Origin of the sequence: Qipengyuania sphaerica, assembly GCF_019711595.1 — a bacterium.
GTDB lineage: Bacteria > Pseudomonadota > Alphaproteobacteria > Sphingomonadales > Sphingomonadaceae > Qipengyuania > Qipengyuania sphaerica.
Map to the genome: position 1 here is coordinate 216,966 of NZ_JAIGNR010000002.1, position 23,120 is coordinate 240,085.

Here is a 23,120-nt window from a genome sequence, read left to right on the forward strand (position 1 = left end):
AATGGAACTGGCGAAACGGGCGACCGGCGCAATGCTTGCGCTCGGCATGATGGCCACGGCTGCTAGCTCGGTGGCGCAGCAAGCCGCGCCTCCCTCTGATCCGCCCCGTGCGCGCGATCTGGGCGTCCCGTTCGACGGTACGCCCGGCAGGCTGAACGCAATCACCGACGTCCCCGGCATCGAAGTGGGTCACACCACGCTGATCTCGGGCGATGGCGACCTTGTCGTGGGAGAAGGACCCGTTCGAACCGGCGTCACCGCGATCCTCCCTCGGGGCAAGACCTATGATCCGGTCTATGCGGGCTGGTATGCGCTCAACGGCAATGGAGAACTTACCGGCACCACCTGGATCGAGGAATCGGGCTGGCTCGAAGGGCCGGTGATGATCACCAATACGCACAGCGTCGGCACGGTACGCGATTCCACCATCGAATGGGCGCACAAGCGCAGGTTCTTCGCGCCGCTGGCGGGAGAGCCGGACACCTTCTGGATGCTTCCGGTCGTGGGCGAGACCTATGATGGCGACCTCAGCGACATCAACGGCTTCCATGTGAAGAAAGAGCATGTTTTCGCGGCGCTTGACGGTGCGACGGGAGGCCCGGTTGCCGAGGGCAATGTCGGCGGCGGCACGGGCATGATCACCCACGGTTTCAAGGGCGGGATCGGTACATCCTCGCGCGTCGTTTCAACCGGCGGGGGTGAGTTCACCGTGGGCGTGCTGGTCCAGTCCAACTACGGGATCAGGGACACATTCACCGTCGCGGGTGTGCCGGTCGGCCGGGAGATTACGGATCTGACCACGACCTATGGTGACCATAACCAGGAAACCGGCTCGATCATCATCGTGATCGCTACCGATGCCCCCCTGCTGCCGCACCAGCTCAAGCGCGTGGCGCAGCGCGCGACCATGGGCGTAGCGCGCAACGGCTCCTATGCGTCGAACGGTTCGGGCGACATCTTCATCGCTTTTTCGACCGGCAATCCGGGTGCCTGGAGCCGCGAGCAACCGGCAAATGTGACTAGCCTTTCGAATGACGCGCTAAGCCCGATCTTCCGCGCCACCGTCGAAGCTACCGAGGAAGCGGTAATCAACGCCCTTGTCGCAGCAAAGACCATGACCGGCATCAACGGCAATACTGCCCATGCCTTGCCCCACGACCGGCTGCGAGAAGTGCTGAGAAAATACGGGCGACTGGTGGAAAGCGGACCAACCGAAACGGACTAGGCTCTAATCCTCGACCGCCAGCAGATAGAGCTGCCGCGCGGCGTCGATCGGCTTGACCTCGCCGCCGTTCTCGTAGTGCCAGAAGGTCCAACCGTTGCAGCTGGGTGCGCCTTGTAGGTCCTTGCCGAGACCGTGGATCGAGCCGGTCTGCTTGCCGCAGGCGAGCGAGCCGTCCGCGCGCACGGTGGCGACCCAGCGGCGTTTCTTGTCGAACACCTCGGTGCCGGGCTTGAGATAGCCGTTCTCGACCAGCGCACCGAAGGCCACCTTGGGGGCGCTGCGGCCGGCCTGCATGGTGGTGAGCGCGCTTTCGTCGAGCGGGAGTTCCTTTTCGATCCGCTTGAGCGCCGCTTCGCGATAGACCCCCTCGCGCTCGCAGCCGATCCATTGGCGTCCCAGGCGCTTGGCGACCGCGCCGGTGGTGCCGGTGCCGAAGAAGGGATCGAGCACCACGTCGCCGCGCTCGGTGGTGGAGAGTAGCACGCGGTAGAGCAGCGCCTCGGGCTTCTGCGTCGGGTGGACCTTGTGGCCGCCCTCCTTCAGCCGCTCCGCCCCGTTGCAGATCGGCAGCACCCAGTCGCTGCGCATCTGTAGCTCGTCATTGAGCGTCTTCATCGCGCGGTAGTTGAAATGGTACTTCGCCTTTTCGCCCTGCGAACACCACAGCAGCGTTTCGTGCGCATTGGTAAAGCGGGTGCCGCGGAAATTGGGCATGGGGTTGGACTTGCGCCAGACGATGTCGTTGAGGATCCAGAAGCCCAGGTCCTGCAGGATCGCGCCGACGCGGTAGATGTTGTGATAGCTGCCGATGACCCACAGCGCGCCGTCAGGCTTGAGGATGCGCTTGGCTTCGACCAGCCAGTCGCGCGTAAAATCGTCATAGGCCTTGAAGGTGTCGAACTTGTCCCAATCATCGGTCACCGCATCGACATGGCTGCCATCGGGCCGGTTGAGATCGCCGCCAAGCTGGAGGTTGTAGGGCGGATCGGCAAAGACGAGGTCGATGCTGCCGCTTGGGATCTGGCGCATGGCTTCCACGCAGTCGCCATCGAGGATCTGCCCCAGCGGCAGTTCCAGCGAAATCTGTTTGGTCCTCGCCGCCGTTTTGGCGCGCGGTTTCGTGGTCTCAAGGACCGCCATCGTGCTTACCCCCGTCATAGTTATCCACAGGGTGAGTCCAAAGGGACTCCCAGTCAAGACAGTTGTTTAGGGGCAACCTCTAAAGATGGTGTTAACCATAAGCGGAACGAAACGAGTCCCCACAAGATATTGAGTCCGGCCTTGCGGGGCGGACTCAAGATGGTGCGGTGTGGCGCGAAGGACTCACTTCGATTTCGAAGGCAGCATTTGTTTTGAAGCCTCTCCGGCCCTAGGTTCGGGGTGTAATTCAGGCGTAAGACGGGACTGGGGGGTGAAGAAGCTTTGATCGGCAAGATTATCCTGGGAGTGGGTGGGTTTGCCGTTGCGGGCATCGCGCTTGCCTGGGCCACATCTCCCGATCCGCGCTTCAATCCCGCGAGCTTCGAGGACGAGCCGGTTTCGGTGCGGCTGGCCCCGCTCGAAGTGGCCTTGACGCTGGCGCAATTCCGCGACGAAGACGGCGGGACCGGCACCATGCTAGTGCGCAGTTTCGACGGCACGAATGTGTCCGGGGTGGACCTCGGCGAACTGGGCGCAGAGCCCCTCGCAGATCCTTTCGCAGCGCTCGCCTCTGCCGATATGGGCGAATTCTCAGATTACGCACTCGGCCGTTTCCCCCAAAGGACGGTGGCGGTGGCCGACCTCCTGCCCAGCGGCACCAATGGCAGCCGTCATATCGGCATCGGAACCAATTTCCCCGAACACGCCGAGGAAGCGAATAGCTCCAGCGTCTTCATCTTCCCCAAGTTTGGCCCCGCCACCCCTGCCCGCACCAAGGTTCGCGCCGAAGAAGACGTCTTGCTCGACTACGAGGTCGAGTTCTGCATGCGCTTCGACCGCGACATTGCCAGCCGGGAGGATTTTGAGGCTGCGGTGAAAGGCCTGTTCCTCTGCGCCGACTTCACCAATCGCAATGCGCTGGTCGAAATGGCCGATCCCGAAAATCTCGACAGCGGTTTCGGCTTTTCCGATGCCAAAAGCGGCCCCGATTTCTTCCCCACCGGCCCCTTCCTGGTGATTCCGCGCGACTGGGAAGCCTTCACAGCCGATTTGCGAATGACCACCAGTGTGAACGGTGAAGCGCGGCAGGATGCACGCGGTCGCGAAATGACGCTCGATTTCGGCGAGCTTGCAGAAAAGGCGCTGCGCGACATGGATAGCCCGCGTTTCTCATACGACGGCCGTTTCGTGAAGCTGGCCGAGGAGGGGCGGATCGATACCTCCACCACGCTGATGTCGGGCACGTCCGAAGGCACGATCTTCACCGCACCAACCCGCGGCGACATGATCGAGGCAGTGGTCGCATATATCCTGCAGGGCGGGCCGCTTTCGGGACGCGGGTTCATGGACTCCGCCCGCGGCACTTTCATCGCCAATGAGCTGGAATCACGCCACTATCTCCAGCCGGGCGACCGCGTGCGCTACGCGTCCAACTGGCTCGGCGATATCGAGGTCGAGGTGGTGCGCTAGATCAGCACCATCTGGCTGACCGGCGCGAAGCTGCGGCGGTGCAACGGGGTCGGGCCGTGTATGCGCAGGGCCTCCATGTGCTCCTTCGAACCGTATCCCTTGTTGCTTGCCCAGCCATATTGCGGGTGCGCCTCGGCGGCCTCCACCATCAGCCGGTCGCGATATTCCTTGGCGAGGATCGAGGCTGCCGAGATGCATGCTTCCTTGCCGTCGCCGCCCACGATCGCGCGGGCGGGCCAGCGCCATTCCTCGCGGCGACCGTGCGGGGTCATGTTTCCGTCGATGAGGACCTCGGAAGGCTCGCAGCCCAGGGCCTCGACACAGCGCTGCGTCGCGAGTGTCATCGCAAACATGGTCGCGCCGAAGATGTTGAGCCGGTCGATCTCCTCCGGCTGCACCACCGCCAGCCCCCAGACGCAGCGGCGCTGGATTTGCGGCTCGAGCTTGGAACGCTTGGTGGCGCTGAGTTTTTTGGAATCGTCGAGGCCGCCCGGGCACGGCTTGCACAGCACCACTGCAGCGGCCACTACCGGCCCTGCCAGCGGACCGCGCCCAGCCTCGTCCACCCCGATCACGAGCGGGGCGTCGCCAAGTCCATAATCGGGAGCAGATGAAAACATGAAGCGCCTTGCCAAACTCGCCGCCACCCTATCCCCCCTCGCGCTGCTCGCAAGCTGCGGTTCGGGATATTCCACCGGAGAGGACACGGGAGAAGCGGTTTCCACGCCTGCCCCGACCGATGAATTCGCAGGGTTCGCGACGACCGTGCACGGGAAATACAACGAGCCCTGGGCAGCGGCCTTCGTCCCCGGCACTGACATTATCGTCATCACCGAGAAAAGCGGCAGCATTCGGGGATACCGGACAGGCGAATACAAGCGCGCCATCTTCTTCGAAGGCGTGCCCGAGGTGGACTATGGCGGTCAGGGCGGGCTTGGCGATGTCGCCTTCCTCGAAAGCGAGGCCGGAATGCCGCTGTCCGGGCGCACTATCTACCTCAGCTGGGTCGAGGCGGGCGAAGGCGACACGCGCGGCGCCGTTGTCGGGCGCGGCAAGCTGTTGTGCGAGGAGCACCAGACCTGCGCCATCCAGGACATGAGCGTCATCTGGCGCCAGTCGCCCAAGACCGACGGTCGCGGCCATTATTCGCACCGCATCCTGTTCAGCCCGGACGAGCGCTACATGTTCGTCGCCAGCGGCGACCGGCAAAAGCTCGAGCCCGCGCAGGACCGCTCGAACACGCTCGGCAGCATCGTGCGGTTGAATCTCGACGGCACAGCCGCTGCGGGCAATCCCTTCGGCGACGAGATATGGTCCTACGGCCACCGCAACATTCTCGGAATGGATTTCGATGCAGAAGGCAGGCTGTGGGAGGTCGAACACGGGCCGAAGGGCGGCGATGAGCTCAACCTGGTGCGGCGCGGCGCGAATTACGGCTGGCCGACCCGTTCGAACGGGGTGCATTACAATGACGATCCGATCACCGACCATTCTGCTGACGACGGCTTCGCCAAGCCCGTCGTCGGCTGGACCCCCGTCATCGCTCCCGGCAACATGACCATCCTCGAAGGCGATCTGTTCTCCGCATGGAAGGGCGATGCGATCATTTCTGGGCTGCGCAGCCAGGCGCTCGTGCGGGTCAGCTTCGACGGCACTACGGCCCGCGAGGCCGCGCGCTACGACATGGGCAAGCGCATCCGCTCAGTCATCGAAGGGCCCGACGGAGCCCTGTGGGTGCTCGAAAACGGCGAAGGCGGACGTCTGCTCGAACTTCGCCCCGGATAAGCCGAATTATATCGACACCGCAGCACGCCGCCCCTAGGTGCCGCGGCCCATGGCGACACTCGTCCCTCTCGATGCGATCGACCCCGCGCTGGTCGAACAGTTGCTCGACGCCGCTTTCGGCGAGGGACGGCACGCGCGCACCGCCTATCGTATCCGCGAAGGGGGGGATTACCTGCCCGGCCTCAGCTTCGCCGCGCTGGACGACGAGGACTATCTCGCCGGCTCGATCCAGCTCTGGCCGGTCGCGCTGACCGATCCCAAGGGGCGCCCGCATCCGCTGATCATGGTCGGACCGGTCGCGGTCATGCCCGGACGGCAGGGTGAAGGCTTCGGCAAGGCGCTGATGGCCGCCAGCCTCGGCGCGATCGATGCCGCTTTCGATGAAGGCGCCCCGCCCTTTCCGCAGGTGATGATCGGCGATCCCGACTATTACGACCGCTGGGACTTTACCGCGGAGCATACCAGTGGCTGGCATTGCCCCGGCCCCTTCGAGCGCGAACGGCTGCTGCTGCGCACGGGCAATCCGGCGATCCTACCCCCCGAAGGCATGCTCGGACCCTGGACCGAAGAGACCACGCACGCAGCGAAGGATTGAAGGGAGCCTTCGCCTCTGCCATCGGTTGGAGCACCGATGGTCTATACCCCGCCCCCCGAACTCGCCGGAATGAGCCTTGCCGAAATCGCCGAGGCGGTGGCCGAACGGCGCCTGCCCCCGGTCGAGCAATGGTCGCCCGAGAATGTCGACGAGAGCCACATGGTCATCCGTACCGACGGGACGTGGCTTCATGACGGCAGCGAGATTACCCGCCCGGCGATGGTGCGCGCCTTTTCGGGCCTCCTCAACCGCGAGGAGGACGGCAGCTACTGGCTGGTCGTGCCCTACCAGAAGCTCTCGATCGAGGTCGAAGACGCCTGTTTCATCGCCACCGACGTCAGCCAGGTGGACGGCGATCTCGCTTTCCGCCTCAACACCGACGAACTGGTGGTGGCGGGACCCGACAACGCCATTCGCGCCGAGGGCGACCCGCAAGCGCCTGCGCTGTACATCCACATCCGTCGCGGATGCGAGGCGCGCTTGAACCGTTCGACCTACCAGCAGCTTGCCCAGATCGCGCTCGCCGAGGGGGACGACTGGACCGTCACCAGCGGCGGCGAGACCTACTCGCTCCTGCCCGCATGAGCGCCATCTTCGACCGCCTTACCGAGCTGTTCGAGCAGGGCCATTCGCGCGAGGTGGCCGATTTGCTGTCCGACGCGCGTTTCGCCGACCTCGACCGCACTGCCGATGCGGCCGTGCTCATTGCCGTGACCGAGCGCGAGAATCCGACCGTGCTCCTCACAAAGCGCCCGCGCACCATGCGCGATCATCCGGGCCAGGTCGCCTTCCCCGGCGGCAAGATCGACGCGGGCGAGAATGCGACCGAGGCCGCGCTGCGCGAGGCATGGGAGGAACTGGGCATCGAGCACGGGGCCGTGCGCGTCATCGGCACGACCGACCGCTATCAGACCGGCACAGGTTTCGACATCACGCCCGTCCTCGCCACCGTCCCCGCCGACCTCGACATCCGACCGAATGCGCGCGAGGTCGAAAGCTGGTTCGAGGCCCCGCTCGACCTGCTGATGGACGCGCGGCGCTGGAACGAGAACGAGGTATTCTGGAAAGGCGCCAACCGCCGCTATTACGAGATGGACCACGAAGGCTACCGCATCTGGGGCGTGACTGCGGCGATCTGCATCAATCTCTCGCGCCGTCTGGCGTGGTTCGACTGACCCCGCTAAACGCCCGCCCATGACGCAATTGCCCCAAGCAGACTGGACCCGGCGCGAGGACCTCGCAGCGCTGATCGAAGCGCTGGGGGCGGACAATGCGCGCTACGTCGGCGGCGCGGTGCGCGACAGCCTGCTGGGCAAGGACATCCACGATATCGACTGCGCTACCCCGCTCACCCCCGCCGAGGTGATCGACCGCTGCGGCGAGGCGGGCATCCGCACCATCCCCACCGGTATCGATCACGGCACAGTCACCGCCATCATGGACGGCGGCAATGTCGAGATCACCACGCTGCGCCGCGACGTCACGACCGACGGTCGCCGTGCCACCGTTGCCTTCGCCACAGAGTGGAAGGAAGACGCCTCGCGCCGCGATTTCACCATCAACGCGCTCTATGCCCACCCCGAAACGCTGGAGATCAGCGACTATTTCGGCGGCGTCGAAGATCTGGAAAACGGCCGCGTGCGCTTCATCGGCGATGCTGCCGAGCGCATCCGCGAGGATCACCTGCGTATCCTCAGGTATTTCCGCTTCCAGACCCGCTTCGGCGACGATTGGGACGACGAGGCGACAAGCGCCTGTTCCGAGCTTGCCTCCACGCTCAAGGGTCTCAGCCGCGAGCGGGTGGGATGGGAACTGCAGAACCTTCTCGTCCTGCCCGACCCCTCGCCCACCGTGTTCAAAATGCGCGAACTCGGCGTGCTGCAGGAAGTCCTGCCCGAATGCGGACGGCGCGAGGCGGAAAAGCTTGCCGAACTGGTCCGCTCAGAGCGCGAATACGGGGTGGAGCCCGATGCCATGCGCCGCCTCGCCGCGATGCTGCCCGCCGTGCCGCCGGTGGCCGAGGCGGTTTCCGCCCGCCTGCGCCTCTCGCGCAGCCAGCGCGAACACCTTGCCTGCGTCGCCGCGCGCGACATGCGCGATGGCGAGGCACCGCTGGCTCTCGCCTATTACGAAGGCGTCGATTGCGCGCGCGACCGGCTGCTGCTCACCCGTGCCGATCCTTCCGCGCTCGAAGGCTGGGAAGCACCCCAATTGCCGCTGAAGGGCGGCGAGATCGTCGAGCGCGGGGTAGCCAAGGGCCCGCAAGTGGCAAAGACCCTGCAAGCCGTAGAGCGGCAATGGGTCGAGGAAGGCTTCCCCGATCGGACGCGCGTAATGGAATTGCTCGAGGACCAGCTCGCCGCGCAATGATGCATCGCACCATGCGTGGTTACCCGAGGTGTAACGCTTTCTTCAGCTTTGCTTAAGCTGCAGTGCAGCATAAAGGTCCTGCAGCGGTTGCCACCTGCGCAGCCACTTGCCATAGAGCGGGTCGCTTCCTCGGGAAGGGGGGCAGGCGGCCATCATCGGGGCATCCACTCTCGTAGCCGCTCTCATCATTGAGTTTCGTTTGCGGCGCGTCTTTCGCGTGTTGCGGACGCGTAAGTTGAACACGTCTTGGAGAATTACATGAACATCGCGAAGCTGGCTCTTGCCTCCGTCGCCCTTATCGCCACCCCGGCCCTTGCCAACGACCAGGTCGTTGCAGGCGCTACCGTGACCGGTCCCGAAGGCAATGCCGTCGGCACCATCGTCCAGGTCGAAAATGGCCAGGCCGTACTCGACACCGGCAAGCACAAGGTTCCGTTGGGCGTCGACATGTACGGCCAGGGCGAAACCGGCCCGACCATCACCGTCACCAAGGCACAGCTCGACGGCATGATCGACGCGCAGCTGGCCGAAGCCGCTGCGAAGCTCGACGCCGCACTGGTCGCCGGCGCTTCCGCAATGGACGCGCAGCACGCACCGCTCGGCACGATCCTCGAGATCGACGGCAACAACGTCATCATCGCCCGTGGCGGCGACGAGGCGAACAAGGTCACGCTGCTGAAAGAACACTTCACCGCAACCGACCATGGCCTGATGGCCCTGCTCACCAACGCGCAGATCGATGCCGCGATGGCGCAGTCTGCACCGGCTGCCAACGGCGCGGGTCAGTAAGCACCTTATTGGTTCCCCTGGAGCCACCAAATCCAGGGTCGCACTGGGCCGGAGGCGAAAGCTTCCGGCCCTTTTTCTTTATCAGCCGAACTTGTTGTCGCGCGGGAAGCCCTGCGGCGGGAGCCTGCCCGCGCCGCCACGCGCGACCTTCCACTGCCACATTTCGGGCTCGGTGCGGGTGCGGCCTTCCTTGCCGCCCATGGTCCAGCTGAGGCCTTCTCCCATCGTGAAGGTCGTCGCATCGGACAGGCCGCCGTCGCGATAGTTCTGCAGCTTGTTGCCCTGCCCGCGCGCCATTTGCGGCAACTCCTCGAGGTTGAAGACGACCAGCTTGCGGTTCTCGCCCACCACGGCGACGTGGTCGTGGCCCTTCTCGATCGGGCGCACAACGCGCAGTTCGGCATCGCCGGGCAGGTTCACGACCTGCCTTCCCTTGCGGGTTTCGGCGAGCAGTTCGTCGGTCACCGCGGCAAAGCCCTTGCCGGTGCTGGCAGCGAGCAGCACGCGCTTGCCTTCTTCATGCACCACCACTGCGACGATTTGCGCGCTGGCCTCGATGTCGAGCGTATTGCGCACCGGTTCGCCAAACCCGCGCGCACCGGGCAGCTTGTCCGCGCCCAGCGTGAAGAAGCGGCCATTGTCGGCCGCGAGCAGCAGCTTGTCGGTGGTCTGGCAATGGAGCACGAAGGCGGGACCATCGCCCTCCTTGTACTTGAAGTCCTGGTCCAGCGGCAGGTGGCCCTTGGCCCCGCGGATCCAGCCCTTCTGCGAGAGGATGACCGTAACCGGCTCCTTCTCGATCATCGCATCCATGCTGAACTCGACCGCCGGAGCAGCTTCCTCGATGGTCGTGCGGCGCGCGCCGAGGGCCGTGTCCTCGCCATATTCCTTGCGCAGCGCATTGAGATCGCGCTTCAGGCGCGTGCGCTGGCGGGCGGGACTGCCAAGAAGTTTCTCCAGCTCGTCCTGTTCCTTGAGCAGCTCGTCCTTCTCATTGCGAAGCTGCATTTCTTCCAGCTTGCGCAAGCTCCTCAGGCGCATGTTGAGGATGGCTTCGGCCTGACGGTCGGTGAGCTTGAACTCCGCCATCATCACCGGCTTGGGCTCGTCCTCGGTGCGGATGATCTCGATCACCCGGTCGAGGTTGAGGAAGGCGATAATATAGCCCTCGACCAGCTCCAGGCGCCGCGCGATCTGGTCGAGCCGGTGCTGGCTGCGGCGCTGGAGGATGTCGATCTGGCTGGCGATCCAGTTGTCGAGCAGTTCCTTCAGCCCCATCACCATCGGCGTGCGCGTATGATCCAGCACGTTCAAGTTGAGCCCGAAGCGCGTTTCCATGTCGGTGAGCTTGTAGATGCTCTCCTTCAACAGTTCCGGATCGACATTGCGGCTGCGCGGCACGAGCACGATGCGGATCTGCTCGTCAGATTCGTCGCGCACGTCTTCGAGGATCGGCAGCTTCTTGTCGGCAATCGCGGCAGCGATCTGCTCGATCAGCTTGCCCTTCTGCACCTGGTAGGGAATTTCCGAGATGACCAGCTGCCACTGGCCGCCGCCCAACCGCTCGATACCCGCGGCCTTGTCCTCGTCCTTCTCCGCCTCGGCGGCATGGAAACGCCCGCGCACGCGGAAGGACCCGCGTCCGGTCTCATAGGCGTGGCTGATAACCTCCGCACTCTCGGGCACGACGCCGCCTGTTGCGAAGTCCGGTCCCTTGAAGATTTCCATCAGCCGCGCATGTTCGACATGCGGATTGTCGATCACTTCCAGCGTCGCATCGACGATTTCGGCGACATTATGGCTCGGGATATTGGTCGCCATGCCCACCGCGATGCCGCTGGCGCCATTGGCGAGCAGGTTGGGGAAAAGGCCCGGCATGATTTCCGGCTCTTCTTCCTCGTTGTTGTAGGTCGGGATGAAATCGACCGTACCTGCGTCGAGGCCTTCCATCAGGCGCATCGCGGTCTTGGTCAGCCGCGCTTCGGTGTAACGGTAGGCCGCAGCATTATCGCCGTCGATATTGCCGAAGTTCCCCTGCCCCTCGACCAGCGGATAACGCAGCGAGAAATCCTGCGCGAGGCGCACCATCGCATCATAGGCGGCGGTATCGCCATGCGGGTGGTACTTGCCGATCACCTCGCCCACCACGCGGGCCGATTTCTTGAATCCGCTTGCCGGATCAAGCTTGAGCTGGCGCATGGTCCACAGCAGGCGCCGGTGGACGGGCTTCAGCCCGTCGCGAAGGTCGGGCAGCGAACGCGCAGTGATTGTGGACAGCGCATAGACGAGGTAGCGCTCGGACAGCGCACTATCGAAGGGCGCGTCGACGATCGCATCGAACGGATCGGAATCGGGAATATCGGTCACATCGGCCATCCTGCCGTCCTAGCAAGCCGCGAGAGCAAGCGGGAGGCCGCGGGCTTCAAAATCCGCGCTTAATCCGCACCTCTTTTGAGCGCCGCTATATCCGCGCGCAATGCTCTCAACTCGTGCAGTATCTCCTCGCGCTCGTCATGCGCCTCGTCCTCGGTGGCCTCGGCCATGGCATTTACGATCACACCAATGAACAGGTTGAGCACTATGAAGCTCGTCAGGAGGATGAAGGGCACGAAGAAGGCCCAGGCATAGGGGAAAACCTCCATGACCGGGCGCACGATACCCATCGACCAGCTTTCCAGCGTCATGATCTGGAACAGCGAATAGAGCGATGCGCCAAGGTGGCCGAACCATTGCGGAAAGGCTTCGCCGAACAGCTTCGTGGCCATGACCGCGCTGATGTAGAACAGCAGCAGCAGCATCACGATGACCGTGCCGATGCTCGGTATGGCGCTGAACAGGCCGACGATGACCTTGCGCATGCTCGGCACGACCGAGATGAGACGCAAGGCGCGCAGTATGCGCAGCGCGCGCAGGACCGAGAAGGCGCCCGATGCGGGCATCAGCGCCACGGTCACGATGGCGAGGTCGAACACGTTCCACCCGCTGCGGAAGAAGCGCCAGCCATAGGCAAAGAGCTTCAGCGCAAGCTCAACCACGAAGATGCCGAGCGCGACCGTGTCGAGCACGCGCACGACCGGGCCGATGCTGCCCATGACTGCGGGCGAGGTCTCTAGCCCCAGGCCAATAGCATTGATGACGATGACAGCGATGATGAAACGCTCGAACAAGCGCGTCTCGACCAGTTGCCGCACTCGTTCGCGCAGGCTCATTTCGTACGTCTCCAAAGGTGGAATCGGTGCGCCGGAACGGCGCGTCTCGGCTCGCCCTACCACCACAACGGCTCGCCTGTCACCGCGGAACGTAGGGTGCCGCCCGCTCGTTACATGGGTAACACGAAATCAAGGAGTTACCCCCATGACACAGACCCCGAAACGCATCATGATCCTCGCCACCAACGGCTTCGAACAGTCGGAGCTGATGAAGCCGAAGGCCAATGTCGAAGACGCCGGTTTCGAGACCACTGTCGTGAGTCTCGAAAAGGGCGAAATCAAGGGCTGGAAGGACAAGGACTGGGGCGACAGCGTTTCGGTCGACAAGACCGTAGATGAGATCGACAGCTGCGAAAGCTACGACGCGCTGCTGCTGCCGGGCGGCCAGATGAACCCCGACATCTTGCGCATGAACGAACGCGCCATCGCGATCGTCCGCGAATTCGACATGGCGGGCAAACCGATCGCCGCGATCTGTCACGCACCGTGGCTGCTCGCCGAAGCCGATATCGTGAAGGGCAAGACCGTCACGGCGTGGCCCTCGATCCGCACCGACCTGAAGAACGCAGGCGCGAATGTGGTCAACCAGGAAGCCGCAGTCGATGGCAATCTCATCACCAGCCGCAATCCCGACGACATCCCGGCATTCAGCAAGGCGCTGATCGAGATGCTGGGCGAGAGTGTCGAGAAACGCGAGCTCGAAACCGCATAGGCGCGATAACCCATTAGATTTCAAGGCCCTGCCACCAAGTGTGGCGGGGCCTTTTCCTTGCTGCTCTTGACCGAACTCGATGTTATGATACGTTGTAACATGCAAATAGGGTTGTAATTGTGGCTGAATTATGGCCAAATTAGGGCGAAATTGTGGTGAGGAGAGATTCGATGACAAAGCGTTCGCTGTTGCTAATTGGCATGTCCGCCCTCGCATTAGCCTCTTGCGGAGAGGCCAATCGTTCGGAAACCGTGGAGGCCGTCACGACGGTCGATGTAGCGGAAGCGCCTGCCAGCTACGAAATGGTCGAGCCGATGGCCGAGATGGCCGCCGCACCCGTGCCTCCTCCCCCTCCTGCCCCGCCGCTATCGCGCGCGGGCCAGACTTCGGCCGACACAATACCGCCCTCCGCCACCAGCCCCGTGCCAGTCGGCATGCCGCAGGTCGCCTATACCTTCGCCTACGGCTTCCGTGTTTCGCCCAATCTGATCCGTCCGATGCAGGAGAAGCACGCGGACATGTGCGAGGCCAAGGGCCCGACGGTTTGCCGTATCGTGTCCATGAACACGGGCGAGAGCGAGGGCGATTATGCCTATGGCAGCCTGCAGATCGCCATCGCCAGCGGAGAGGCGCGCACTTTCGGGAAGACGCTGACCTCGACCTCCGAAGGCATGAAGGGCGAACTCATCTCCTCATCGATCCAGGGCGAGGACCTCTCCAAGCGTATCGTCGATACCGAGGCCCGCCTGCGGGCTCGCACGGTCCTGCGCGACCGGCTGATGGAGGTCCTGCGCACGCGGCGCGGAACGGTGGCCGAACTTGTCGAGGCCGAACGGGGCGTCGCTCAGGTGAACGAAGAGATCGACCAGGCGCAAAGCTGGCTCACCGAGATGCGCGCGCGGGTCGCCTTTTCGACCATGACGATCGAGTACCAAGCCGGAACCCCCAGCGAAGGCGGCTTCCTCGACCCCATCCGCAACGCCTGGGGCTCGCTCGCCACAATCTTCGGCAACCTCATCGCGATCCTGATGGTGATCGGCTTCGTGGTCGTGCCGCTGGGGCTGCTTGTCTGGGGCCTCATTCGCCTGTTCCGGCGGCTGGGTTTCTCGACCGGCATCGGCAACGATGGCTGGACCCGTCCGGTAACGGTTTCGGAAAGCGAGAAGCAGGCCGAGTGACGCTACCGTCATCTATTGCTTCTGCCGCGCCTGCGTCGTATCCTTCGGCGCAGGCGCGGGTCATATATCCGAGGGGAGCGCCTCCAGGGCAATAAGGGTCGCAGCCGTGTGTGCTGCCTCGGGTACCGGGGGGACCCTTGATGACCATTGCCGATTCCGCTGCCGCAGCAGCACCCGTCAGGAAAGCCGAACGTATCGGTTCGCTCGACATACTGCGCGGGGTGGCCGTTTTCGGCATCCTGCTCATGAACATCTCCGCTTTCGGCCTCATCTGGCAGGCCTATGGCAATCCCTATGCGGCTGGCGGATCCGACCCGCTCAACCTGTCGCTGTTCAAGGGAATGAATATCGGCTTCGAAGGCACGATGCGCGGCATCTTCTCGATGCTGTTCGGCGCGGGCATCTACCTGATGACCGAACGGATGGAGCAGGGCGGCGCCGGGCTCACCACGGCCGAAATCCATTTCCGGCGCATGACCTGGCTGATGATCTTCGGCGTCATCCATTGGTCGCTGCTCTTGTGGACGGGCGAAATCCTGTTCGCCTACTCGATGTGCGGCATGGTGCTGTTCGCCCTGCGCAAGCTTGCGCCCACCCGCCAGTTCGCGCTCGGCATCGCGGCGCTGCTGGTCGCTGCCTTCTGGCTCAACCAGGATTATCACGAGACTGTCGAGCTATCGCGCGAGGCCGCCGGCATCGAGGCGCAGGTCGCTGCCGGGGCCGAGATCGGTCCCGAAGAGCAAATGACACTCGACAAGTGGAACGAGGAAGTCTCGCATTCCATCCCGACCGAGGAATCGACTGCCATGTTCGAAGGCTGGCACGAGGGGTCCTACCTCGATGCGGTCACCGGCATGTGGGACTTCAATGTCGAGTTCCAGTGGAAGAGCGCGCCCTTCTGGCTGCTGTTCGACATGATGCCCTTCATGCTGATCGGCATGGCGCTGCTGAAATGGGACGTGCTGACCGCCGGACGGAGCCTGCAATTCTACGCCGCCATGGCCGCCGTGGGATACGCCATCGGCATACCTCTCGGCATCTATGAATACGGACTGCTTTCGGCGGGCGATTTCGGACCGCTGGCGGGCGCAGAGGCAGGCAGGACCTACCAGTTCAGCCGGCTCGCCATGGTTGCCGGCCACCTTGGGCTGATCCTTGCGGTGGTGAAGCTGGGACTCCTCAAATGGCTCCAGTGCGGCCTCGCTGCGGCAGGCCAGATGGCGCTGACGAATTATATCGGGCAGACGCTGATCTGCACGCTGCTGTTCTACGATTTCGGTTTCGGCCTCTACGGCGACCTCGAACGCTACCAGCTCTACCTGCTGGTCGCGACGATCGCGGCAGCCGAGATGGTCTTCAGCGTGATCTGGCTGCGCAATTTCCGCTTCGGCCCGCTCGAATGGGTCTGGCGCTCGCTGACCTACTGGAAGCCCCAGCCGATGAGCAAAGGCGGCAGCGGCCCCGTGCCCGGGCAGATGCTGGGCGCAACCTGACCGCGCGTCAGCGGCTCATGTCGTGACTTTCGGCGGGGATGGTGACGGTCAGCCCGTCCAGCTCCTCGCCGAGCACGATCTGGCACGATAAGCGGCTGGTGCGCCGCACGCCTGCGGCGAGGTCGAGCATGTCTTCCTCTTCCTCGCTCGCTTCGGGCAGGCGGTCGAACCAGTCTTTCTCGACCACCACATGGCAGGTCGAACAGGCCATCTGGCCCTCGCATGTGCCCTCAAGCGGCATTCCGGCCGCCTGCGCCACGCGCAGCAGGGAGTCGCCCGGATCGCCTTGCGCTTCGACGCGGTTGCCTTCGGAGGTGATGAAGCTGACCTTCATAGTGCACCTTGCGCCTTTGCCGCCTCGTTGATCTCCTTGCCCGCAGCCTCGATCTCTTCGAGCGTGGTGTAGCGCCCGAAACCGAGGCGGATCGAGCACTTCGCGAGCTTCTTCGGGAGGCCGATAGCCTCGAGCACGTGGCTGGTGCGGCCCGATCCGCTGGCGCAGGCGCTGCCAGCCGAGAACATCACACCCCGGCACTCGCTCATCAGCCGGTTTACATCGAGACCGCCGCCATTCGGCCCGCGCGGGCGGATATTGAGGTTGCCGTGCCAGCGCGCCTCCGCGCTGCCGTTGAGTTCCCAGTTCTCGAAGATCTCGGTCGCGCGTTTCCAGAGTTGCTGGACGTGGTCTGCATCCTGCTCCATCCGGTCCTTCGCTTCGGCCGCTGCCGCGCCCATTCCGGCAATCAGCGCTGGCGAAAGCGTGCCCGAGCGCAGGCCGAATTCCTGCCCGCCGCCGGTCTGCACCTCGTCCAGTTCCAGCCCCTCGCGCACCCACAGCGCGCCCACGCCCTTGGGCCCGTGGAACTTGTGCGCGCTGATGGCGATCATGTCGGCGCCGGTCAGCTCGATCTTGCCGTATGCCTGCACTGCATCGCAGAAATAGAGCGCGTTGTTCTCCTTCGCCTTGCGGTGCCATTCGATGGTCGGCTGGATCGTGCCGATCTCGTTATTGACCTGCATCAGGCAGACGAGCCGCGTGTCGGCCGGCAGGCTCTGCTTGGTATTGCACTGCCCGTTCTTGGCGACGTTAAGGACATGGCACTGGCCAAGGTCGCGCGCGGTATCGAGCACGGCAGCATGTTCGATGGCCGAAACCGACACCGAGCCTCCCTTGCCGCTTCCACGGATCGCAAGATTAATCGCCTCTGTCGCGCCGCTGGTGAAGACGACCTTGCCGCCCGCCGGGAACAGCTCGGCGACCTGCTCGCGCGCGAATTCGATCGCCGCCTTGGCCTCGCGGCCCATCTTGTGCGGCGAATGGGGATTGCCGAAGCCGGTTCCGCCCGGCCCGTCGAGCCAGCGCAGCATGGCATCGCGCGCTTCGGGGGCAAGCGGGGTGGTGGCCTGGTAGTCGAGGTAGATCATCGGACCTCCCCGCCTTCCCGAAGGTGACGAAGTTGACACCGCGTCACCCCGCCCCAAAGCCCCGAAACCCGCAGATTTGTGCGGCTCGAGATGCGCCGGGCAAAGTTGACACGATGCGGAGCCTCCGGGATGGAACAGAGCGTTGTCATAGGGTCAGGATTGGCCGTTCGCTGCGAAGTAGGAAAGCCATAATGGCAGGCGGCGCCACGAAAATTCACGCCTTCGCCAACTCAAGCCATACCTCGCAGAAGCGTTCCACTTCTTGGCGCGTGGTGGTCCAGCCGAAGCTGGCGCGGATGGTGCGGTCGGCGACGTCGGGTTCGACCTGCATGGCTTGCAGCACGTGGCTGGTTTTCATCGTGCCCGAGGAACAGGCGCTGCCCTGGCTGACCGAAATGCCCGCCATGTCGAACCTCATGACCTGTGCGCTGCCGCTCATCTTGGGCATGGCTATGGCGCGGATGAAGGGGGTCGGGTCGCAGAGGCGGTCGGACAGCCAAGTGCCGCCAAGCTCGCGGCATTCCTGCGCGAGGCTTTCGATTGGTTCGAGGATGGACGGGTCGAGATAAGGATCGCCGCAAGCCTCCAGCGCCGCCGCCATGCCGAGCACGCCCGGCAGGTTCTCCGTCCCGCGACGGTAGCCGCGTTCCTGCCCGCCAGCCGGTTCTAGCATGGCGAAATCCTTGACCATCAGCGCGCCCACGCCGATGGGGCCGCCGAACTTGTGCGCCGAGATGATCGCCATGTCGCAAGGCGGAAAGGGCAATTTGCCGGCACTCTGCGCGCAGTCGGCGAGCAGCAGGCCGCCTTGCTGCCGAACGATTCCAGCGATCGCGGCAAGGTCCTGCGCGTTGCCAGTCTCCGAATTGATATGCTGCACTGCCACCAATGGTCGCTCGCGCTGCACCGCCTCGGTGAGCACCTCGAGTTCGAGGGCCCCGTCGGGCCGCACGGGCAGCCGCTCCGCATCGGGCGCGGCCTTCAGGATCGCGTCATGCTCGACCGCCGAAACCAGCCGCGCACCCGCCTTCGCATGTCCCAGAGCCAGCGCCGCAGCCTCGCTCGCGCCGGAGGTGAAGATCACCTCTCCCTGCCATCCCAGCGCCCGTTTCACCCGTTCGCGCGCATCCTCCAGCGCGGCGCGGGCCTTGCGGCCTTCGGCGTGCGGGCTGCTGGGATTGGCCCAGAGCGTGAAGCCTTCTTCCATCGCGCGCTTCGCTTCGGGGCGCAGCGGAGTGGTGGCGGCGTGGTCGAGATAGATGCGTTGCGTAACGGGACGGAGCCTTAAATTATTGCGATTTCGCGGCGAAACCCTATATAGCGCGCCACTTCGCGCAAACCCCCAATGGGTGCAAGCGCGCCCGAAAATTTCTGCCAGGGTAACCCTCCCCATGCCGACCGTGATCTTTCCCGGCCCCGAAGGCCGCCTCGAAGGCCGTTTCTCTCCCGGACCGCGCCCGCGCGCGCCCGTGGCGATGATCCTCCACCCGCACCCGCAGGGCGGCGGCACGATGAACGAGCAGATCACGCAGCGGCTCTACAAGACCTTCGTCAACCGCGGTTTCGCAACGCTGCGCTTCAATTTCCGCGGCGTCGGCCGCAGCCAGGGCAGCTTCGACAACGGCATCGGCGAATTGTCCGATGCGGCCTCCGCGCTCGACTGGGTGCAGCAGGTTCATCCCGATGCGAGCGTAACCTGGGTCGCAGGCGTCAGCTTCGGCTCGCTGATCGGCATGCAGCTGCTCATGCGCCGCCCGGAAATCCGCGGCTGGATTTCGATTGGTGCGCCGGCGAGCATGTACGACTTCTCCTTCCTCGCCCCCTGCCCCGCCAGCGGCATCTTCATCCACGGCGCGCAGGACACGGTGGTCCAGCCCAATGCGGTGACCAAGCTGGTCGAAAAGCTGCGCACGCAGAAGCACATCACCGTGCACCACGAGGAAATCCCGCGTGCCAACCATTTCTTCGAGAACGAGCAGGCGGAACTGATGAAGTCTGTCGACAACTATCTCGACTTCCGCCTCGATCCGGCGTGTCCGATCACTTGATCTGATTACGAAGCCGCCTCCGCGGCTTCGTCCTCGGCGCTGATTCGACGCTAGAGCGTCGAGCACCTGCGGGCGGGCAGTCGCCCTTTGACTGCCGTGACCAAGATATAGACCAAATATCGAGGGCAGAGCGCCAGAACCGGGCCGGAGGAGGCCCGGCAAGCGCGGAAGCGTAGTCGAAGACGCAGCTGGCCAAAGGCCACCTGCAGGCGCGCCCGCAGCGGGTGCAGCTTGCTGCACATCTAGCGAGGACGAACCGACGGAGGTCGGTTCGCACCCCAGAATCTCCCTTTTTCGTGCGCAGGAATGTGTCGCTTGCAATTGGAGTGATATGTTGTAACATTGCTATTACTTGGAGTCGCAATGGAGAGGACAAGCAGATGTCATATGTCGACCAGAAACAGGGCCCATCGCCCGCCGGAATGGCCAGTGCATTAATCGTGCAAGGTGCGATCGGCGCCCTGATCGTGACCGGCCTTTCCGTCGCTACGGGGGTCATCAAGAAGCGCGAGATCGTCGACACCTGGGAAGTAAGGGATCCGATCCCGCCCGAGCCCGAACCCATGCCCGAACCGGAAACGAGCCAGCAGCCCGAGGTCGCTACCGAACCCCCGGTGACGGTTCCGCAACCCAAGTTCGATTTCGAGCGACCCCAGCCCGATTACAAGACCAGCGAAATTATCGTCGACCGCCCGGTCATCCCCATTCCCCAACCCACGGTCGAACCCGCCCCGCCTGCGCCTGTGCCGAGTTTCCCGCCGGTTTCGGCTAGGCCGCGCAACGACCCCGGCACCTGGTTGCGCGACAGCGATTACCGGACGGGCTGGGTCAGGCGCGAATATGCTGGCGTCGCCGGCTTCAAGCTCGATATCTCGGCCACCGGCAAGGTCATCGGCTGCCGACTCACCAAGTCCACCGGCCATGCGGAACTGGACCAGGCAACATGCCGGCTGGTCCAGCAAAGGGCGAAGTTCGAGCCCGCTCGCGGCCCCAACGGCGAGCCGGTCGCCGGCAGCTATTCTTCTGCCGTCAGCTGGGTCCTGCCCGAGTAGCCTCCTGTCCGGGTCAGTCCTGCTGCGAGCCCCGTTCGACCTTGTCGAGCGGGGTTTCGCCGTCTGCGGTAGGCACCGTCCAGATCGCCACATTGACCACTGCGATCAGGGCAAGGAAGACCATCAGCAGCGCGTTTTTCACATTCCCGGTGCGCTTCCACAAGAGGAATGCACCCGCGACCAGGGCCACGGCGGCGAGAACGACGATGGATAGGACGACATCGAGCATGCCGTTTCCCTAGCCACGGCTGCCCGAATTGCAAAGCGGGCGCGGAACGCGTCACCCCTCCTGCCGTTGACTCCCCGATAACGCGGCATGCCGCCGCAGCGACATACAAGGGGAGAAACCCATGAGCATATTCACGAAAATCAAGGACGCGATCTTCGGCAAGAAGGACGAAAAGCCCGAAGCGGAAGCGAAGACCGGCAACGCCTGGGCCGATGCACCCGTCACCGAAGCGCGCGCCACCCCGATCGTCAATGTCGAGAACAGCCTCGATTCCATGCCCGGTGCAGACCGGCTCAACTGGCGCACCTCGATCGTCGACCTGATGAAGCTGATCGGCGTCGATTCCAGTTACGAGAACCGCAAGGCGCTGGCTCAGGAACTGGGCCGCGAGGATTATTCGGGCACCGCCGAAGACAATATCTGGCTGCACAAGCGCACCATGCGCGAACTTTCGGCCAATGGAGGCAAGGTCCCGGCCGAATTCCTCGATTGATTTGACTTGGTTACGCAGGGCGCGCACAGCCCTGCACATGACCACACACAGCTTCGACACCACCCGCCGCCAGGTCCTCGCCGGACTTGGCGCGACGACCGCGCTCACCCTCGGCGGATGCGCCACCATCCCGCGCGCTCCGGCAGCAATGTCTGCAGAGGCGCTGCTCGACGACATCGCCTATAATTTGCTCGAACACGAGCCGGGCGGGGCAACCGCGCTCGGGGTGGATACGGGTAGATACGCTTATTTGCGCGGCGAGTTGGGCGATGCCTCGCCCGCTGGCCTCGAAGCCAAGGCGGCGACCTTGCGCGCCGATCTTGCCCGACTGCGTGCATTCCCGCGCGAGGGGCTCGACACGACCAACCTCACCAATTTCGAAGTGGTCGAGAGCGGTTATGAACTGGCGCTCGACGGCCTGGCCCTGCCCTATGGCGACATCCCCGTCGGCGGCTGGCGGACCGCGCCCTATACCGTGATCCAGAATGTCGGCGCCTATCTCGGGCTGCCGCGCTTCATGCAGTCGACCCACATGGTCGAGACCGCGGCGGATGCCGATGCCTATCTCGAGCGCCTGCAGCAGGCTCCCGCCAATTTCGACGGCGAACTGGCGCGCATCCGCTCTGCCCGCGCCATGGGCCTCGTGCCGCCCGACTTCCTGCTCGACACCGCCATCAAGCAAATGGAACAGACCATCGCCAGCGCGGGCAAGGGCGAACTCTTCGCCGCCGACCTGCGCGCCAAGCTGGCCGCCGCCGGTCTGCCCGAAACCCGCGCCGACCAGGCGCTGGCGCTCGAAACCGGACCGATCGCGGCGGCCCTGTCGCGCCAACTCGCCGAACTCAAGGCAGAGCGCGCGGTCGCGACGGGCGATCCGGGAATGTATGCCCGTCCCGGCGGCGAGGAATTCTACGCCTGGGCGCTGCGCAACAGCACCACCACCACCCTCACGGCCGACGAGATTCACCGTCAGGGCCTCGCGGAGCTGGAGGCACTCCACGCGCGCATGGACCCGATCCTGCGCAGCATTGGCTATACCGAGGGCAGCGTGGGCGCACGAATGTCCGCGCTGGGTGACGATCCGCGCTACAAGTTCGCGGAAGGTGACGAGGGGCGCGCGGAAATCATGGATTTCATCCAGGACCGCGTCGAGTGGATCAAGGCGCAGATGCCGCGCGCCTTCAACACGCTGGTCGACCCCAATATGGAAGTCGTGCGCATCCCCGTGGCCGAGGAAGCCGGTGCGCCGGGTGCCTATGGCGGCGCGGGCAGCAAGGACGGCAAGATACCGGGCCGTTTCTGGATCAACTTGCGAACCACCGACCTGCACCGCAAGTACGACCTTGCCGACCTGACCTATCACGAGACGATCCCGGGCCATGTGTGGGAAGGCGAATATTCGAACCGGCTGCCGCTGATCCGCTCGATCCTCGGCTTCAATCCCTTCAGCGAAGGCTGGGCGCTTTATGGCGAGCAGCTGGCCGACGAGCTGGGGGCCTACGACGGCTTCGAGGTCGGAAGGCTGGGCTATCTCCAGAGCCTCGCTTTCCGTGCCTGCCGCATGGTGGTCGACACCGGCCTGCACGCCAAGGGATGGACCCGCGAACAGGGCCGCCAGTTCTTCATCGAGCGCAACGGATCAAAGCCAGCCGAAGTCTTCGGCGAGGTCGACCGCTATTGCAGCTGGCCCGGACAGGCGACCGGCTACAAGCTCGGCCACAGCCGCATCGTCGCCCAGCGCGAACGGGCGCAGCGCGAACTGGGCAGCGCCTACGATTTCAAGGCGTTCAACGATGCTGTCGTCCTCGGCGGCAACGCGCCGATGAACGTGATGGAGGCCAATGTGACCCGCTATATCGAAAGCGTGCGTGGCTAGGACCTTTTTCGCGGGCTGATCGTCCCTAGAT

Annotated in this window: 23 protein-coding genes; 15 read left to right on the forward strand and 8 right to left on the reverse strand. The window is 64.2% G+C overall.

Going from position 1 to position 23,120, the window contains the following annotated elements; translation table 11 throughout:
* The first annotated feature begins 1 nt into the window (after window position 1).
* The gene (locus tag K3178_RS08715; RefSeq protein ID WP_247713666.1) at window positions 2–1,225 is read left to right on the forward strand and encodes a DmpA family aminopeptidase; all 1,224 of its coding nucleotides are present in this window, start codon (window positions 2–4) and stop codon (window positions 1,223–1,225) included.
* A 3-nt stretch (window positions 1,226–1,228) separates the two neighbouring features.
* Here the strand turns inward: K3178_RS08715 and K3178_RS08720 are convergent, their stop codons facing one another.
* The gene (locus K3178_RS08720) at window positions 1,229–2,365 is read right to left on the reverse strand and encodes a site-specific DNA-methyltransferase (protein WP_221571226.1); all 1,137 of its coding nucleotides are present in this window, start codon (window positions 2,363–2,365) and stop codon (window positions 1,229–1,231) included.
* 282 nt (window positions 2,366–2,647) lie between these two features.
* Between K3178_RS08720 and K3178_RS08725 the strand changes: the two genes are divergently transcribed.
* On the forward strand, window positions 2,648–3,835 hold the full coding sequence (locus K3178_RS08725) for a fumarylacetoacetate hydrolase family protein (RefSeq protein ID WP_221571015.1): 1,188 nt from the start codon (window positions 2,648–2,650) through the stop codon (window positions 3,833–3,835).
* Here the strand turns inward: K3178_RS08725 and K3178_RS08730 are convergent.
* Window positions 3,832–4,455 (reverse strand): ribonuclease HII, encoded by a 624-nt coding sequence (locus tag K3178_RS08730; protein WP_221571016.1) that lies wholly within the window; start codon window positions 4,453–4,455, stop codon window positions 3,832–3,834. The genes K3178_RS08725 and K3178_RS08730 overlap by 4 nt on opposite strands.
* Between K3178_RS08730 and K3178_RS08735 the strand changes: the two genes are divergently transcribed.
* The 6 genes from K3178_RS08735 to K3178_RS08760 all read left to right on the forward strand — a co-directional run bounded on the left by K3178_RS08735 (window position 4,454) and on the right by K3178_RS08760 (window position 9,374).
* The gene (locus K3178_RS08735; RefSeq protein ID WP_221571017.1) at window positions 4,454–5,620 is read left to right on the forward strand and encodes a PQQ-dependent sugar dehydrogenase; all 1,167 of its coding nucleotides are present in this window, start codon (window positions 4,454–4,456) and stop codon (window positions 5,618–5,620) included. The genes K3178_RS08730 and K3178_RS08735 overlap by 2 nt on opposite strands.
* A 49-nt stretch (window positions 5,621–5,669) precedes the next feature.
* The gene (locus K3178_RS08740; protein WP_221571018.1) at window positions 5,670–6,215 is read left to right on the forward strand and encodes a GNAT family N-acetyltransferase; all 546 of its coding nucleotides are present in this window, start codon (window positions 5,670–5,672) and stop codon (window positions 6,213–6,215) included.
* Window positions 6,216–6,251: 36 nt separating this feature from the next.
* Window positions 6,252–6,800, forward strand: a complete 549-nt coding sequence (locus K3178_RS08745; RefSeq protein ID WP_221571019.1) for a DUF1285 domain-containing protein — start codon at window positions 6,252–6,254, stop codon at window positions 6,798–6,800.
* On the forward strand, window positions 6,797–7,390 hold the full coding sequence (locus K3178_RS08750) for a CoA pyrophosphatase (RefSeq protein WP_221571020.1): 594 nt from the start codon (window positions 6,797–6,799) through the stop codon (window positions 7,388–7,390). The genes K3178_RS08745 and K3178_RS08750 overlap by 4 nt, the downstream gene beginning before the upstream one ends.
* 19 nt (window positions 7,391–7,409) lie before the next feature.
* A complete protein-coding gene (locus K3178_RS08755; protein ID WP_221571021.1) occupies window positions 7,410–8,585 on the forward strand; it encodes a CCA tRNA nucleotidyltransferase in 1,176 nt (391 codons plus the stop codon).
* A 258-nt stretch (window positions 8,586–8,843) separates the two neighbouring features.
* The gene (locus K3178_RS08760; RefSeq protein ID WP_221571022.1) at window positions 8,844–9,374 is read left to right on the forward strand and encodes a hypothetical protein; all 531 of its coding nucleotides are present in this window, start codon (window positions 8,844–8,846) and stop codon (window positions 9,372–9,374) included.
* Between the two features lie 81 nt (window positions 9,375–9,455).
* Here K3178_RS08760 and parC read toward each other — a convergent pair whose 3' ends face one another.
* Together parC and K3178_RS08770 are read right to left on the reverse strand one after the other, a co-directional pair.
* The gene (gene parC, locus K3178_RS08765) at window positions 9,456–11,750 is read right to left on the reverse strand and encodes a DNA topoisomerase IV subunit A (protein WP_221571023.1); all 2,295 of its coding nucleotides are present in this window, start codon (window positions 11,748–11,750) and stop codon (window positions 9,456–9,458) included.
* A 59-nt stretch (window positions 11,751–11,809) separates the two neighbouring features.
* Window positions 11,810–12,583 carry an ion transporter gene (locus K3178_RS08770; protein ID WP_221571024.1) on the reverse strand — a complete coding sequence of 258 codons (774 nt, stop codon included), beginning with the start codon at window positions 12,581–12,583 and terminating at the stop codon, window positions 11,810–11,812.
* Between the two features lie 145 nt (window positions 12,584–12,728).
* Between K3178_RS08770 and K3178_RS08775 the strand changes: the two genes are divergently transcribed.
* The 3 genes from K3178_RS08775 (at window position 12,729) to K3178_RS08785 (ending at window position 15,966) form a co-directional block, all read left to right on the forward strand.
* Entirely contained in the window at window positions 12,729–13,295 is a 567-nt protein-coding gene (locus tag K3178_RS08775) for a type 1 glutamine amidotransferase domain-containing protein (protein ID WP_221571025.1), read from the forward strand.
* A 170-nt stretch (window positions 13,296–13,465) separates the two neighbouring features.
* Window positions 13,466–14,473, forward strand: a complete 1,008-nt coding sequence (locus tag K3178_RS08780) for a DUF4349 domain-containing protein (RefSeq protein WP_221571026.1) — start codon at window positions 13,466–13,468, stop codon at window positions 14,471–14,473.
* Window positions 14,474–14,613: 140 nt separating this feature from the next.
* Window positions 14,614–15,966, forward strand: coding sequence for a DUF418 domain-containing protein (locus tag K3178_RS08785; protein WP_221571027.1), 1,353 nt, complete (start codon window positions 14,614–14,616; stop codon window positions 15,964–15,966).
* Window positions 15,967–15,973: 7 nt separating this feature from the next.
* On the opposite strand, the gene K3178_RS08790 is transcribed toward K3178_RS08785, so the two are convergent.
* The 3 genes from K3178_RS08790 to K3178_RS08800 form a co-directional block, all read right to left on the reverse strand.
* Entirely contained in the window at window positions 15,974–16,300 is a 327-nt protein-coding gene (locus K3178_RS08790) for a 2Fe-2S iron-sulfur cluster-binding protein (protein WP_221571028.1), read from the reverse strand.
* Entirely contained in the window at window positions 16,297–17,391 is a 1,095-nt protein-coding gene (locus K3178_RS08795; protein WP_221571029.1) for a cysteine desulfurase family protein, read from the reverse strand. Before K3178_RS08795 ends, K3178_RS08790 begins: the two co-directional genes overlap by 4 nt.
* A 214-nt stretch (window positions 17,392–17,605) precedes the next feature.
* Window positions 17,606–18,784: a cysteine desulfurase family protein gene (locus tag K3178_RS08800; RefSeq protein ID WP_221571030.1), complete on the reverse strand. Its 1,179-nt coding sequence runs from the start codon at window positions 18,782–18,784 to the stop codon at window positions 17,606–17,608.
* Between K3178_RS08800 and K3178_RS08805 the strand changes: the two genes are divergently transcribed.
* Window positions 18,783–19,439: an alpha/beta hydrolase gene (locus tag K3178_RS08805; protein WP_221571031.1), complete on the forward strand. Its 657-nt coding sequence runs from the start codon at window positions 18,783–18,785 to the stop codon at window positions 19,437–19,439. The two genes, K3178_RS08800 and K3178_RS08805, sit on opposite strands and share 2 nt — an antisense overlap.
* Window positions 19,440–19,819: 380 nt before the next feature.
* Window positions 19,820–20,491: a TonB family protein gene (locus K3178_RS08810; RefSeq protein WP_221571032.1), complete on the forward strand. Its 672-nt coding sequence runs from the start codon at window positions 19,820–19,822 to the stop codon at window positions 20,489–20,491.
* Between the two features lie 13 nt (window positions 20,492–20,504).
* Here the strand turns inward: K3178_RS08810 and K3178_RS08815 are convergent, their stop codons facing one another.
* Window positions 20,505–20,720: a hypothetical protein gene (locus tag K3178_RS08815; RefSeq protein WP_221571033.1), complete on the reverse strand. Its 216-nt coding sequence runs from the start codon at window positions 20,718–20,720 to the stop codon at window positions 20,505–20,507.
* Window positions 20,721–20,841: 121 nt separating this feature from the next.
* Between K3178_RS08815 and K3178_RS08820 the strand changes: the two genes are divergently transcribed.
* Both K3178_RS08820 and K3178_RS08825 read left to right on the forward strand, forming a co-directional pair.
* A complete protein-coding gene (locus tag K3178_RS08820; protein ID WP_221571034.1) occupies window positions 20,842–21,213 on the forward strand; it encodes a DUF3597 domain-containing protein in 372 nt (123 codons plus the stop codon).
* A gap of 37 nt (window positions 21,214–21,250) precedes the next feature.
* Window positions 21,251–23,089, forward strand: a complete 1,839-nt coding sequence (locus K3178_RS08825; RefSeq protein WP_221571035.1) for a DUF885 domain-containing protein — start codon at window positions 21,251–21,253, stop codon at window positions 23,087–23,089.
* The last annotated feature ends 31 nt before the right edge of the window (window positions 23,090–23,120 follow it).

Excerpts from the sequence above, each read along its gene's own strand:
- K3178_RS08715 (WP_247713666.1), top strand. The coding sequence starts at position 2 with ATGGAACTGGCGAAACGGGCGACCGGCGCAATGCTTGCGCTCGGCATG.
- K3178_RS08720 (WP_221571226.1), bottom strand. The coding sequence starts at position 2,365 with ATGGCGGTCCTTGAGACCACGAAACCGCGCGCCAAAACGGCGGCGAGG.
- K3178_RS08735 (WP_221571017.1), top strand. The coding sequence starts at position 4,454 with ATGAAGCGCCTTGCCAAACTCGCCGCCACCCTATCCCCCCTCGCGCTG.
- K3178_RS08730 (WP_221571016.1), bottom strand. The coding sequence starts at position 4,455 with ATGTTTTCATCTGCTCCCGATTATGGACTTGGCGACGCCCCGCTCGTG.
- K3178_RS08740 (WP_221571018.1), top strand. The coding sequence starts at position 5,670 with ATGGCGACACTCGTCCCTCTCGATGCGATCGACCCCGCGCTGGTCGAA.
- K3178_RS08745 (WP_221571019.1), top strand. The coding sequence starts at position 6,252 with ATGGTCTATACCCCGCCCCCCGAACTCGCCGGAATGAGCCTTGCCGAA.
- K3178_RS08750 (WP_221571020.1), top strand. The coding sequence starts at position 6,797 with ATGAGCGCCATCTTCGACCGCCTTACCGAGCTGTTCGAGCAGGGCCAT.
- K3178_RS08755 (WP_221571021.1), top strand. The coding sequence starts at position 7,410 with ATGACGCAATTGCCCCAAGCAGACTGGACCCGGCGCGAGGACCTCGCA.
- K3178_RS08760 (WP_221571022.1), top strand. The coding sequence starts at position 8,844 with ATGAACATCGCGAAGCTGGCTCTTGCCTCCGTCGCCCTTATCGCCACC.
- parC (WP_221571023.1), bottom strand. The coding sequence starts at position 11,750 with ATGGCCGATGTGACCGATATTCCCGATTCCGATCCGTTCGATGCGATC.
- K3178_RS08770 (WP_221571024.1), bottom strand. The coding sequence starts at position 12,583 with ATGAGCCTGCGCGAACGAGTGCGGCAACTGGTCGAGACGCGCTTGTTC.
- K3178_RS08775 (WP_221571025.1), top strand. The coding sequence starts at position 12,729 with ATGACACAGACCCCGAAACGCATCATGATCCTCGCCACCAACGGCTTC.
- K3178_RS08780 (WP_221571026.1), top strand. The coding sequence starts at position 13,466 with ATGACAAAGCGTTCGCTGTTGCTAATTGGCATGTCCGCCCTCGCATTA.
- K3178_RS08785 (WP_221571027.1), top strand. The coding sequence starts at position 14,614 with ATGACCATTGCCGATTCCGCTGCCGCAGCAGCACCCGTCAGGAAAGCC.
- K3178_RS08790 (WP_221571028.1), bottom strand. The coding sequence starts at position 16,300 with ATGAAGGTCAGCTTCATCACCTCCGAAGGCAACCGCGTCGAAGCGCAA.
- K3178_RS08795 (WP_221571029.1), bottom strand. The coding sequence starts at position 17,391 with ATGATCTACCTCGACTACCAGGCCACCACCCCGCTTGCCCCCGAAGCG.
- K3178_RS08805 (WP_221571031.1), top strand. The coding sequence starts at position 18,783 with ATGCCGACCGTGATCTTTCCCGGCCCCGAAGGCCGCCTCGAAGGCCGT.
- K3178_RS08800 (WP_221571030.1), bottom strand. The coding sequence starts at position 18,784 with ATGGGGAGGGTTACCCTGGCAGAAATTTTCGGGCGCGCTTGCACCCAT.
- K3178_RS08810 (WP_221571032.1), top strand. The coding sequence starts at position 19,820 with ATGTCATATGTCGACCAGAAACAGGGCCCATCGCCCGCCGGAATGGCC.
- K3178_RS08815 (WP_221571033.1), bottom strand. The coding sequence starts at position 20,720 with ATGCTCGATGTCGTCCTATCCATCGTCGTTCTCGCCGCCGTGGCCCTG.
- K3178_RS08820 (WP_221571034.1), top strand. The coding sequence starts at position 20,842 with ATGAGCATATTCACGAAAATCAAGGACGCGATCTTCGGCAAGAAGGAC.
- K3178_RS08825 (WP_221571035.1), top strand. The coding sequence starts at position 21,251 with ATGACCACACACAGCTTCGACACCACCCGCCGCCAGGTCCTCGCCGGA.